General features: G+C 42.3%; 6 protein-coding genes. 1 reads left to right on the forward strand and 5 read right to left on the reverse strand.

Annotation, left to right across the window (positions count from 1 at the left end; all coding sequences use genetic code 11):
- Positions 1-114: 114 nt before the first annotated feature.
- Together FAM09_RS17230 and FAM09_RS17235 are read right to left on the reverse strand one after the other, a co-directional pair.
- The gene (locus FAM09_RS17230; protein ID WP_136578368.1) at positions 115-1344 is read right to left on the reverse strand and encodes a hypothetical protein; all 1230 of its coding nucleotides are present in this window, start codon (positions 1342-1344) and stop codon (positions 115-117) included.
- A 289-nt stretch (positions 1345-1633) separates the two neighbouring features.
- Positions 1634-1846 carry a hypothetical protein gene (locus tag FAM09_RS17235; protein ID WP_136578369.1) on the reverse strand — a complete coding sequence of 71 codons (213 nt, stop codon included), beginning with the start codon at positions 1844-1846 and terminating at the stop codon, positions 1634-1636.
- A 156-nt stretch (positions 1847-2002) separates the two neighbouring features.
- Here FAM09_RS17235 and FAM09_RS17240 point away from each other — a divergent pair, with 156 nt between their 5' ends.
- Entirely contained in the window at positions 2003-2332 is a 330-nt protein-coding gene (locus FAM09_RS17240) for a hypothetical protein (RefSeq protein ID WP_136578370.1), read from the forward strand.
- Between the two features lie 22 nt (positions 2333-2354).
- Here FAM09_RS17240 and FAM09_RS17245 read toward each other — a convergent pair whose 3' ends face one another.
- From FAM09_RS17245 to FAM09_RS17255, 3 genes are read right to left on the reverse strand one after another with little or no spacing between them, the layout of a single operon-like run.
- Positions 2355-2864 carry a hypothetical protein gene (locus FAM09_RS17245; RefSeq protein WP_136578371.1) on the reverse strand — a complete coding sequence of 170 codons (510 nt, stop codon included), beginning with the start codon at positions 2862-2864 and terminating at the stop codon, positions 2355-2357.
- Positions 2865-2872: 8 nt separating this feature from the next.
- Positions 2873-13270 carry a polymorphic toxin-type HINT domain-containing protein gene (locus tag FAM09_RS17250; protein WP_136578372.1) on the reverse strand — a complete coding sequence of 3466 codons (10398 nt, stop codon included), beginning with the start codon at positions 13268-13270 and terminating at the stop codon, positions 2873-2875.
- 42 nt (positions 13271-13312) lie between these two features.
- Positions 13313-14110, reverse strand: coding sequence for a hypothetical protein (locus FAM09_RS17255; protein WP_136578373.1), 798 nt, complete (start codon positions 14108-14110; stop codon positions 13313-13315).
- Between the last annotated feature and the right edge of the window lie 7 nt (positions 14111-14117).

The following is a 14117-nucleotide window of genomic DNA, read 5'->3' on the forward strand; positions in this document are numbered from 1 at the left end:
CGCACAGGGAAGCATACAGGGTTGAAGGTATGTGTGTGGTACAGGCTGAAATCATAATGCTTCCATCAACAAGCCCTGTTATTGTGCAGGGCTTGTTTGTTTTTGGAAGGAAATTTATTTACGCGATTGCTGTTTTAACCGGGTAATTTCTTCCTGCTGTTGTTGCACCTTTTTGTTTAAATCGATCACATATAATGTAAGCTCCTCGATCTTCTTTAGCAGCAAAGCCTGGTTGTTGCCAAGATCGATGCCATTTTTTTCTACTTCTGCAGCGCTTGGTATTTCCGGTAAATGCTGTTGTTTATTGATATATTGTTCGAGTTCAGGCAGTGGACGTAATTTATAGGTTGGGTGAAATACATAATCGGCCCAGCCGGTTTGCGTAACTTTTACTTTTTTTGCAGTAATGTCTCCGTTAACAGCCAGTTTGGTTTGTGGGGTGGATATGCCGATACCTACATTGCCCGTACCCAGTACCGTTAACAATTCATCCGTTGCGTTTTCGCTAGCCAGGAAAGAGAACCTGTTATCTGACCGAGGTACAAATAATCGAAACTGGCCTGCCGCAATACCCAGTCCGGTACGATAATACTGATTATCTGTAGTGCCTTCCCAAAGTGCAAGTTTGACATTGGTAATACTGTTGCCGAGCGACAGCTTTGCCGTGGGAGAACCGGTTCCTATTCCCACATTTCCGCCCTGCATAATGCTCATCAGCGGTACTGTAGGATTGGGCTCTGTATAAAATTTAATACCTGTTTCCGTTCCTGGGTTTTGTGTGTTTTGGTTTAAATAAAACGATAGATCGCTGTGATAAGGGCCGCCTATACCACTATTGAAATAAGTCCTGTTTTCAAAACTATAATTGCCGCCGCCGAAAGCCATGCCGGAGGTGTTGTAATGGTTGAACCTTAAAATGCGGTTACCATCATTGTTATATCCTACAATTTTAAATCCATAGCTGTTGGAAACGCCATCGGCATCAGTGATATTATAATCTATGCCTCTGTTCCAGTTTTGGGGGCCTGCCATTTTTATTTGTAAAAACTCACCGGCATTCAGGTTAATATGTGTTGCTCCGTTCACATGGAACCGTACACCAGGCGTGGCTGTACCAATACCAACATTGCCATTATTGAGGATGCTGAAATAATTAGCGGTGCCTTTTAAAATGCCCAGGTTGTAGCTGCTGCCCAGGTCAATGTTGGTATGTTGTAATAAAGTGCCGCCCAACTGCACTGTTGATGCATTCGGCTGAGATAATCCATTCTGGGCCGTTGTGATCTGGCCGAAGGATGATGATGCTGCAATCAGGAGCGGGCAAAAGAGTAAGATCCTTTTCATTATATAATTGGGTTTTGAAGGAAGCTTCAAGCAGGAATAAGCTTCTGGGTAATGTTTTAAAGAAACGGTTGGTTAAATCTCCGATTCCCTTCATCGTAAAAATAGGTTATTAGGTACAATGGATGCCCAAAAACTAATACACGTGCATATCTGGCAATAAGTGTGCAGTTTTAGCCAATAGTCGTGCAGGTGACAACTGGTCTTATTCAGCTGCAACCGAGCATTCAAGGTCATAGAGAAATTAATAGTGCAATCTTGCAAGGAGAGTTTAAAATAGTGTTGGTGTTCTTTATTTAAATGTAACCTGGTGATTTTTGCCGTTATAATGCACTAAGGTATCAGCGGAAAAGATAAGTTGCGGGTTTTGACAGTTTTCCTGTTTTAAATGAATCGCTGCTGGATCAAAGATTTCAATTGGAACAGCCAACTTATTATATAGCTCTTCGGTTATGGTAAATAATAAGTCAGTTGCTTTTTTATTTTTATGAATGTGAATGCTCATTATGTAAAAAATAATCGACCTCCATCTGTATCTGGTAATTGCAACATTTAAAATCTACAAACCTTGACGCGTAAAATAAAAAGAATGTAAATTTATTAATTATTTATTTCCGTTAAAAATAGCTATACTTTTGAATTTAAACTCAATCAAATTCTAATGAAGTTTTTAATATCTTTTTCTATTTTGGGTATCATAACTATCTCTACAAAGGCACAAAGCTTGGAAGAAAAACTGGCTGATTCAGCTTGTAAGTATATTGACTCAATAAATCTTGCAAAGATAATTACACCTCAGGATAAAAAAACTGCCATTACTTTCATTTTTGCAAAAGCTGTAGCTGAAAATAACCAAGCTATTAATAGCGATAAACGATTTGCAGGTTTAAAAAGTTATGAACAGGGTAAAAAACTAGGGCAGTTGATGGCTCAAAATATTTTTCCTACTATGAGGACCAGATGCCCCAAGTTTCAAAAATTAGCAAACTGAACTAAGTACTACTTTCCCTTTGTTACAATAATAATCTCCTGCATTCAGGAATGACATCCTCTTTGATTTCTCTATACGATTCATCTGATAGATGTTTAAGAAACGTATTAAAAAAGAATTCTGCTTCAGGTAGTAAGTAAGTTAAAATCGCATCATAGGGTAAATAATACTTGTTCTGACCAATGAAAAATAAAAAAGATTTATTTTTTAAATGACATATCTTAACCAAAAGAGGTTGATCGGGAAAAGAGAACGATGCCTCCCCATTTAAAACTGCTTCTCTTATACTATTCATTAAATATACCCATAATTGATCTATTAGATCCCAGTATTTCCACGAAAATATTATTTGGTTATCATAAACAAAATCGATAAACCCATTTATATACATATCAGTAAATCGCTTATCCTGAAAATAATTTCTTAAAGCTAATTCGTCTCCGATTGACAAAAACTTAGATGAATCGAATTCATCTAAGTTTTTGATTTTTTGACCATGATTTAATAAAAAGGTGTTAATATGATTTGCCATATCTGAAATTACTGATTCGGGTAAAACTGACCAACTTTTCCATCTTTAAAACCAACTGTATACTCTTTGCCGCCATAAGTCCCTTTAATCTGGAACATTCCTTTATTACTTTTTTTAGATGTTAATAAATTATGATTCTGATTCATTATGGACTCAATTGCTGATTTAACTTTGTCAGGAGTCATATCTCTCGATAAAAAGGTCTGCGTTGGTTTTATACTACCGTCCCAGTAATCAGGATGATGCCGTTCCATAATATGAGTCATGCCCTGTTTTTCTAATTTAAAGTCATGTTTACCATATTTTCTTGTAAATCCGGTCCAATTCTTAAGATTTAAGCACGGGTTGCCATTATGAACGAGAATACTACTTTCAGATACATAGTAAGTATGGTACCCTTCTACAGTAAAGTTATAAACCGTAATTGGATTACTTTTCTGTATAAACCGAATGGAATCTATCGATAACTTCAGGTTATTAAAGGTGGTAAGCGTATCTCCAGCTATCAGATCTTGGGCTTTTGTCCATTTTCCATGAACATAAAAAGGATGTTCATGAGTAACTTCCAGCTTGTGTCCTTTAAAATAAATTACAAAATACTGATCGAATGTCTGGGTAAATACATGTATTACTCTTTGCAGTTTCATTACATGCAGGCTATCGCTATATGCCCACACAGAATCCCCGATTGCAATCTGTTCTATTGGTTTATATCCCTTTGAAGTCAATACTGTTGTTCCTTCTGTAAAACAGCCGCAAGGTTTTTGTTTAATTAAGTTTTCTGCCTTTTGCAATACTTTATTACTAATGCTCTTGAATTTTGTGGCATAGCTAATGAGTTTTGTAGCAGCAGCTCCACTTACTACATTCCCCACAAGTTCTCCAGCCATGCTTCCTAACTCGTATTGACCTTGTTCATTCCATGCAATAATATTTTGTGCTTTTTGCTTATAATCTTCAAAGATCATTTGGGCAAAACCTACAGGATCGGTTGCTGCTGTTTTTATCGCCTCTACAAACTCATCTCTAAATTTTGCATCAGTTCCCAAATTCCAGGCTAGTTTGCCCATTGCAATGATACTAATATTTTCCACCAGGCCATCAACAAATCCTGCAGCTATGGGTGGTAATTTAACTCCCCAATCCTCTAATTTCTTAGACAGTTCAGCTCCATCCAGATCTATAAATGATATCGGGCTGTTTCCTGCAAATTGATAAGGTGTCCACCATGGATAATCTTTTGTAAGCGGGTCTACAGATAAGAATTTTGCAATCCTTGGGTCATAAATCCGTAAACCATAATCCTGCTGATTACCTACTCCATCTAACTCATTATCATTCTCTTTGCCGTTAAAGCCATACCTGTAATTTCCATTATTAAATATACGGTCTGGCATTTGCATTCCAAACGGATAATAATCACTGGCTGATAAAACAGTCGCTGTATAATAATCAACTATATTATCAGTTCCTGCATCTACTCCCGTTGTAATATCGTTGACGGTGGCTAATACATTGCCTAAGTGATTGGTTAACTCGTATGCTTTTTGTCCCAATATACCCCATTCACTTGTTCCATTTGTGCTTATAATATTGATATTGGGAGTCCACATTCCTAACCGGTTGTTTCCGTACAATTGTTGCTCCTGCCACCAGATACCCGCTTGATTGTTTTGTTTATCGCTATAAATGGCCAAACTGTTGCCCTGTGCATCTCGCGTATACCAGGTGGTAGTAGGCACATTATTAACAGTAACCACTTTTTTAACTCTATTGCCTGTTGCATCATACGAGTAAGCAATAAATGTTTGGGTACCGGCGACATTTTTAGTGATGCTTTTTATTCTTCCATATACGGTCCAGGTAATGTTAGTAAAATTATTTGGTGATATCTGCTCTTTTACGAGGTTACCAATTTTATCAAATTCATAATTTGTTTGACCGTCTATATCTTCTACACCATTTAGCGCCTGAGAATAATTGCCATCTATACCAAGGTTAATTTCTGCTACCTGTTGTAACTGATTATGGACCTTGTATTTCTGATTGATAACAGGATCGACTTGCTCTGTATAACTATACTTCAAATTATCCATTGCCGGCAGCATGCTACCGCTGTTTGCTCCATTACGCAGATAGGTATTGATGTTTCCATTGCCATCATACGTTATGATTTCGCCATAAGCGTTTAGTGCTTCTTTAGTGTTAATATTCCAGGACGTAGTGGATGCTGACAATGGATGGTAAAGCATAGTCTTTAACCTGTTCAATTGGTCATAATGATACGTATAGCCAACAGGATCGCCATTTCTGAATTTGCTTAAAGCAACCGTCATGTGACTAACATTTCCATTGAATAGTTCATTGCCACTTACATCACTCGACTGTGCACTATAGTTTAAAGGGAATGCTACAGCAGATGCTCCAATGGGTTTATAATCGTTCTGATAATAACCTAAAGTGTAGGTCATTACATCTCGCGCCACCAGATTGCCATCTTCGCCCATTTCAGTGGTTGCATTTAGATTGTGACCATTGATTCCTTTTGTCCAACCTTTTAATGTATAGGCATAATCCAATCCCTGAACCTTATTTTTTCCTAATTCAGTACGAGCTAACGGTCCGTGCAGGTAGTATTGATAAAAGGCATCTATTTGTCCGTTTAATAAAATACTTCCTCGCTCATTGATCAGCGCTTCTGTACCTGAACTAGCTTCAATCAACCGGTTTTCTGCATCATGTTTATAAGCGTAATAGAACTGGTCGTTTTCTCCATGTTGATAACGTATAAAATTTGATTTACCACTTATCTGGTCGAATTCGTAATCAATTTTTTTCAACGCCACCCCATCTACTTGCTGCCACAGTGTTTCAACATATCCCGTCAGGTCATAGCTATAATATGTGGCTTGAAGTACGGGTCCTCCATATGTATCTTTATATAAGGTGGCGCTTACCCGTTTGCGCAAATTTTTCTGTAATAATCCGGCTTGTACACCAAGCCCGGCAATTGGTATTTTATCATATACTGTTTGTGTTATTTCTGTTTTTGTACCGGTTCCATTGAATGCTGTCAAATCATTTATTGTAAGGAACCCTGACACTGGTAATTGCTGCGGCAGGTTGCTTTTCTCCCCTACTTCCACTTTTCTTCCAATAGCGTCATACTCAGTATAACTATACCTATTAGGGTTCTCATTGTCATGCGGTGCCCTTTGTTCTTCATTTTGGGATGCAACCATTCTACTTAGCATATCATACCAGAAATAGGAATGCCCTCCGTCTGGTGATTTTTGTTGCACTATAAAACTGGCGCTATTATACGCATAACTCGTCGTCAACCTATGCCTTGGATAAACACCTGGCAGCACCGTTTCCACTGCTACAAGATCCTGAACAGATGATGTAGCGTTGTTATAAGTGAAGTTGCCTTGAATACGCACGGGTACATGCGCACAGGTTACATCATACGGGTATTGACCATCTGTACTGCTCATGGGCCAGTAGGCTACCAGATTGCTCGTTGACGGTGAAATACTTTTATTCCTGTCGTTAGCAATCTCCGTTTGGGAACGTACCCTGTCCCAAACGCGTACTTCATCCAGTGAGCCTTTCATAGATCCATATGGGCCTGAACAGAAATTATAACTCGGGCTTACATATGTTTTGCTGCCGGCTGCTGCTGTTGCCCTTAATTGCCCATCGATATATAAGAATGGTTTTTTGTTATCATATACTACAGCTACATGATGCCAGCCAGTCATAACGCCCTCCCAAACAAGTATTGATGGCATATACCCATCGGCATGTTCATATACGCTTACCCCATTTTTACCTACCGATATACCCATCCCGGCCTTGTTGGTTGACGATGGGCCGCCCCATGCCGGGAAGATCGCAAATTTCTGCCCGCTGACGCCTCCTGTATAGCTGCCTTCCAGATCAATTTCATGGTCCTCCTGCGGATTTACCCACATTTCTACCGTAAAGTTGTTGGTGATATGCTGGAACCAGTTGCCATCGCCGCTTGAACTGAGGGGTCCGTTTACCTCTAATGCGCCACGGTTGCTTACCGTACGGGTCTCGATATTACTATTGCAGGTTGCAGCATAGTTCAAGCGTCCCCATACTATTAACGGACTCGATTGTACTTTCAACGCTCCTTCGGGTGCACGGCATGGTTGTACGTAATCGACCGCAATTTCTGAATGCTGGATCAACCGGTCGTATACACGGATATGCCTTAACTGGTTGATCTCCTCTGCCGGAAGCGTATAACCGGCAGCTATTTCCCAGGCAAAGGGATAACCTGGCGCCGATGCATCGGGCAGTAACGTCAACTGTTTGTTGTTGAGATATAGATCCCATTGTCCGCTGGTAAAATTATTGCTTTGTACCACCAGGTGCGACCATTCGGGTATCCCGGTTCCAGCCAGATCCGCTACTGCATGATTCGACAACGTAAGGTTGATCACGCCGCCTGCCTCCGGTTGCATCGTATACAGTTCCACCCACAATTTATTATTGTTGATAGCTGCCTGGTACAAATATTTATGATCTGGTGTAATGAAACGAACATGGCGGCTGAAGCCCGTGCCACTGAGCCACAATTCAAGCGATTTGGCGCTGCCATTTTGCAGAGCAGTGCTGAATTTGTTCAGAACGGTTGTTTTATTCTCAGTTGCCTGCGTATACATATTGGTACAGTCTACCAGGTCGTCCGACTTGCGGTAGCCATCTACCAATGTCATTTCCTCATCGCTCAGGAAACGTACACCTTCCGGGGAAACCGTGCGTATGAGATTACCGGCCTGATCATAATAATATAAGGTATAATGATAGGTTTGTTGAACCGTAGTCATTTTGGCGCTTGCCTGTGCTTGTGAACAGGTGCTTATATAGTTCAATCTGAACAGCCGTTTCTCTTCTTCAATATAAGCCAGCCAGTCGCGGCGGCCATTGATAATAGCTGCTTCTACCAGGCTCTTCAAACAAACGTAAGGATCAACTTCCACTTGCGTATAAGGCACATTGTTGCACAGAATGGCTGATTGATTTGATTGTGAAAGCGCTTCATATTCCTGATACCGGAACGCCGCCATTGAGAAGCCCCAACGATGATTGAGGAAGTTGGCCAGCATATCAGGGTAATTAACATGGCTTGCATCGAAGTTGGTACCCAATTCAGCTTGCAGCGCCGCTTTTGCGTTATCATAGTCCGCTTTGGTAATGCAACCAAACGTACCTGGTTCCATGAACACCGGTAACGGAATGTTATCTTCCAGTAAGAACCGGCAGTTGTCGCACGATTTCTCCATCATAGCCAGTTCGGTACGGCTGAGGTTCATGGCATTGCCGTACTTGTTTGTGAGATAGTCGAAGAGATTCGCACCTGCGGCGTCTGTACGTAATTGCTGCAGGCGGGCACACAAACTGGCATTGGTTTTACCAAGCATCACAGAAGCCGACTGTTGTTTGGGTTCATAGGGATGCGGCTCATCGAGCAGCCAGGGGTTGCAGGTCATAGTGAGCGCATTGCTGCCAAATACATCGATCATTGCCTGTTTAAATGACGCAGTACTTGTTACACCAGGACGAACCGTGCTGGCGCCAAACGGATGGTCGGTATCACCACCATTAGTACATACTTCAATTAATTTCGCCCGTATCTCAAGTGTTTTGGCATCCCGCTGTGGTTGTGAATAAGCTGCCAGGCAATCTGAAAGTTGTGAGATCCATCTATCCGCCTGCGCTTCACAATTTGTTTTTACCTGATCTTCAATGAGCATGTTGTTCTCATTCTGCATGTCGATCATGTTCTGCAACGTGAAATTGGAGTTATAGTCAATTTCAGGGAAGCGTGGTTTCTTGTATCTATAGGCGTCCGGGCAATAAATGATGCCATAACCCCCATCAGCGAAAGTCGTTGCCGCGCTTGCAAGACTATTGTTACAGTCAAGCACCCACACATTCTGAAAAGTGAGCGTATTTATTCCAATATAAACTCTGACGCATTCATAAGGACCGAATAAATCTCCGTGAGGGCAATCAGTTTGCGGTACCTGGTCTGGACCGGTTGATTCATAAATCGTGTAATATCCATGACCTGTTTCATTGTTATAATACCAGCTATTTGAAGCACGGTCTGCGCTTGCACGCAACTCCAATGCGCCGGCACAAGGATCCTGTGTTCCCGAACAGGTTATTACCGTGGCATTATAGAAGGTTTCAGTGATCTTACCTCTTACCCGTAAACATGGATAGAATACCGGTTCGTTGGCGCAAGGCATCGATGGCGGCGTATAACCATCCCATGTGTTCTCATAAACGTAGATAAGTTCATCGTTCAAGCCGCGGTAAGTTAAGGGGTCTACACCGATGTTATCTTTTACAAATATATCCTGTGGGTTTGTACAGGCATCACAGGTGTGAACGCTTGCATTCGTAAATACCAGTGGCGTGTTATTCCCTACCTGCACTTTAATACAAGGCTGATAATTGGGGGTATACGCACATTCCGGTGTTGCTCCGCCTGAAGCCAGTTTAACGTAATAGTACTGGCCGTTCTTATAGAACTTATAGGTATCCAATTGCTGATCTACATTGTAGATCGGCGCATTGGCGCAAAGATCCTTGCGGCACTCTATTAACCAAACGTTGGTGTATTGGAAAGGAATGCCTGAACTGTTTATAGAAAACTTCAAACAGCTAAAGAAGGTCCGCTGAATGAGGGTGCCATCCTGACAATATGGCTCTGTAGCTGGCGGCTCATTTGCCTTGCCAGGTACTATGTGAAAAGTTGACAACTGTCCTGAAGTCCAAAAAAGCTGGAATTTATTGTTGCTTAATTGTTGACCGTTGGGTATAGATACACCGGTGCAGGAAGGCGGTGGTGCAACGGAATCGCAGGTTACATATTGTACTTTAATTGTATTGACCGGTATGATGTTTGAAACGCAAATGATCTTTTCCGACTGACCCGGGGCAAATTGGATGCTCGTTGGTTTTACAGGTGCAGCCCCAAATTCTGTCGGATAATACAGCTGAAGCGTCATCCACCTTGTTGCTACACTGCGTTTATAGGTAATACGAATTGCCTGTGTACCCGGTTGTTCGCAAGATTCAATGCCAATGGCTTTTTCTATCCCAAAATCATTTGCAGTTGCGCAGGAACCGAAAGAGTAAGGCTTACCAACAGGGCATTTGTCACCACAGGTTGTATTGCTCCTTAGTAACTGGTAATACTTTTGTTTTAACTGGAAGTAGATCTCTTTATACTGGTCCCATTCTTTGTTAGGCACCCGGCACGATGCAACGGGTGTACAATTGTTCCAGCTATCTCCTGTTGGTCCTGAATTGGTGCTGCCGTCCAGATCGGCACAATACAACAGGTAATCAATTACCTGGGTAAGGCCTTTTACATTGGCGCCTGATACGGTCACCTTCATTATATTGGCGCTGAAATTGTTCAGATCAGATTGCATCTGACTTCTGTACACAGCACCCGGGGCGCCATCCTTGAAGAACGGGTCCTGGGCCAGTAACCAGGCGCCATTGGTATACGAATAGGCTAATCCACTGGTGCCCGGAATGTTGGGAATATCAGCTGCTTTATTGATGAACTGCTGCACCTGGTCGTCCCACATGATATAATTGCTGTTGGCATTACAAAAATCCAGTTTACACTTCTCCGGGTGGAACTGGAGGAATTTTGTTGCCCATTCAGGTTTCCAGTATTTCACCAGCATTTCCAATGTAAAATTCTCATCGTATGGCGAAGTGATATTGCCATTTTCATCGGTAAATGCTTCTGCCTGATAATCGGGGTCGCTGGGGTCTTTACGGGGGAATATACCTCCACCCCCAGTTAGACGCCAATTGAGGGAAATGACATTAATCTCCTGCTCGATTACCATGAATGGTTCGAACCCGAATAATGCATACTGTCCGCCGGGTGATACATCTTCCAGCATTTCCTCCTCATACCTCGAGCACGAAGAAACCATGCAGGAAGCTTTCAACGCCAGACATTGCGTATGTAACCTGCTATATAAGCCGGAGATAAAAGTATTTAATGCGGCGCTGTTGGTGCTTACCTGGTAATCGTTCAGTTTGCTGATGATCGCCTGGGTGAATTGCGTCTCGGTACCCAATGCTGCTTCGCAGGTAGTGCACTCATTGAAGCAACCATCGAAATTCGTATTGTTCAGGTAATCGAGCACAAATTCCACTTCTTTTTTCAGGTCGTTATTGGCGTCGCGTTGCTCAATATACTTATCAGCATATGCGTTGATCACATCCTTGCTTAACTTTAGTTCAAAGCTGATGTAATACTCGCCTATACCCTGAAATTGAACGGTGAACGGTGCATATGGGGAACCTACATAATTACAATCGCCATCTTTTGTTCCTATCTGGATCGGGTTGGGTCCGCTTGTATAGATGGGCTGACCGCAATCATTCGTAATGCGTATGGTAAGATCGTAATAACAATTACTGCACACCTGGAAAGCAGGGCCCTGATAGGTATAGATCAGTTTCTGAATATCGTAATCGAACGTGGCGCTGGCATTCACTACCGATGACAGGTACGTAGTTTTGGCCTTAATGCTTAAGGCCGTTACATCGAATACAAACTGTTGCGGACGCAGAATGGTAAAGGTTTCCGGTTTCGGCTGCGGTTTCGATAGCAATGCATCCATACCTTTGGGTTCATCCCCGGTAAGCGCAGTCGCTATGGTCTTTCCACTGGCATTGAGATAGCTTATACTGATCTGCCCATTGGGATCCACCACCATATTCTTCTGGTAATGGTTCGCATAGCCTACGTCATTCCCGAATAACCTATCCAACTCCCAGGATTCCGGTTTGCCATAATAATATTTGGTTACATGGCGATAGTCGCGATCGGTTGGATCGGTTGGATTCGGGGCGCCCGGCTGGAATCGGGGACCTACCGCACCTTGTATACGAACACGGCCGGTATTGTCGTTCGTGAATTGTTTAACCGATATTGGAAACCCTTCGGCGTTAGGTATATAACTGTTGTATTTTCTGTATAATGGATCGCCGGGACTTTTAGTGAGGAATGAATTGCTTGCCGAATAATATTTTGCCGCTCCATCTCCATCTCCGAGTTTACCAGGCACCATTTCACAGTTAACACCCGGGGTGCCGCGAAGATTATTGTAATCGTAGGGGGTATTACTTGTGTTACGATTGAAATTAGGGTAGAAATGGAATTTGTTATCATCGGTAGGCGCGGGTAAAATATTAGCGGCTGCCCGGCCAAATTCATCATACACCGACTCCTGTACCACTGCTACCTGGTCACTATTGTTAATGGTCACCATTTGCCGGCTACGCAATGACCCGTCAAAATAACTCACTACTTCTTTCTTCTTTCCTTCTTCGGCAAAGGTGGCGGAATATTGCCAGTTCAGGTTTTCCTGGTGGAGATCCTGTATGGCTAAAATGGCATAAACGGATCCTTTTTTATAATCCCACTTATCTTCCAGGCGGATGCCATTGGTATAGTGTACCTGCCGTATACGCACCATAATGTAATCGGCATTATACACCATGGTGATATCATAAGTTTGCCCATCGGTAGTGACGCGCGTAGCATTATTCCGGAACAGGCTTTCCAATTCATTTTCGCTTGGGTTTTGATTGGCTATTACCTTGTCAAGCACTGGCTGTTTTTCGGTTCCGTGATCAAATACGGCCCATTCTATATCATATTCTTCAGCGCCCTGAACTGATGCCCAGGCCAGATTTAAAAAATAGCCATTCTGGAAATTTGGCGGTGTCGTGGTGTTGCCTGATCCTGTTTGATATTCTGAAAAATTGACGGTAGTAAAATTCACGCTTGTAATGTCCGGCTCAAATGTGTATTGCCGGTCAATTACCACCTGGTTGGTCAATTGCAGCACAGCAGGAATATTGGTTCCCAGCTCAGGGCTGTTGATGCTATTAACCGTGACCTTCACATCGTAACCATTGGTGAACGAATAAACGTCTTTGGCTTTATAGGTAGCACCCGCTTGTGGATCGAAGTTGATCTTTAATTTAACGCTGGGAACTTCCGTAGGCGCCGCCTGGCCGGGCGTTGAATAATATTCCACTTTCAGATCCACCTCAACGGAAAATGCAGTGTTCAGCACTATTTGATGATCGTGCGTGATCTCCAGCGATATAAAGTTCTTCACCGTTCGATTGGTGATCTTGCTCCAATCGAAAAGCGGATTTTTGAACTTCTCATCTTTTACGGTAACGATATCGTCCTTTTTAATAGCGCCTTTCAATTGATTCGTGTAGGGTTCTACACCTGCAAACGCCCGCATACTGCATATCACCGTAAGCAGTATTACTACAAATCTGTTTATCCTGTATTGATGGATCATGAATATGGTGATTTGAAAATTGTGATCAGTTAGGGTTAATGGTTACTGGTTGATGAGGTCATAATCTGCGAATGCCGGCGCACCTACCCATTCATCCTGTTTCTTTTGAATGAACTTTTGCAAGCCCAGGTATTTTGCTGCTTCCGGGTTGTCGTTCCAATCCTTAACAACCAGGGTCAGCCATTTTTCTTTATCCGCATTCATAGGGTCGGTCACCTCCGCCTGACGGATAAAGATCTTTCTTACTTCTTTTCTTGCACTATCATATTGCACCGAAAGTTCTTTATACGAAATGTGATTGGGGTTTAGCATAGTGATGGTCTGGAACCGGCTATTGCTGACCGTTTTCGAGAACACAAACCCTTCACTTTTTATATAATCATATAGTTGATTCACGGGCAACCCGGGCGCCTGTATCACTTTTTGTGCGTCGCTCAAAAGCATTTTTTTAACGGCATGATCAATGAATAAATAATTGTTCGCATTATTGATCGTCTCCGTTTGCCCAATGCGCAGGTAAAATTGCTGCCCGTTCTTACACATGGTATAAGGCACTGCTTTCAGGGCATGGGCCGTGTCTGTTTTATCAATAGCTGTTAATGAACCATTCACGTAATAGCTGGTATTGCTGCTATCGAAGGGTTGCAGCCACGTCATTAACTCATTCATCATGGCCACCTGTACCGGATCCGGTTTATCATTGCCGGTTGCCACATTGTTGGTTTCCGGTTGTTTATTCCACCATTTCTTCAGGCCGGTGGTATTGGCCACTGCGATGGCGCCCAGGACCAGTAAGACCGGTACAAATAATAACCATTGTATCTTTTTAGTAATACGCATAATTTGT

The organism is Niastella caeni (genome assembly GCF_004834005.1).
GTDB classification, from domain to species: Bacteria; Bacteroidota; Bacteroidia; order Chitinophagales; family Chitinophagaceae; genus Niastella; species Niastella caeni.

Coding starts and splice junctions, on each gene's coding strand:
- FAM09_RS17230 (WP_136578368.1), bottom strand. CDS start 1,344: ATGAAAAGGATCTTACTCTTTTGCCCGCTCCTGATTGCAGCATCATCA.
- FAM09_RS17235 (WP_136578369.1), bottom strand. CDS start 1,846: ATGAGCATTCACATTCATAAAAATAAAAAAGCAACTGACTTATTATTT.
- FAM09_RS17240 (WP_136578370.1), top strand. CDS start 2,003: ATGAAGTTTTTAATATCTTTTTCTATTTTGGGTATCATAACTATCTCT.
- FAM09_RS17245 (WP_136578371.1), bottom strand. CDS start 2,864: ATGGCAAATCATATTAACACCTTTTTATTAAATCATGGTCAAAAAATC.
- FAM09_RS17250 (WP_136578372.1), bottom strand. CDS start 13,270: ATGATCCATCAATACAGGATAAACAGATTTGTAGTAATACTGCTTACG.
- FAM09_RS17255 (WP_136578373.1), bottom strand. CDS start 14,110: ATGCGTATTACTAAAAAGATACAATGGTTATTATTTGTACCGGTCTTA.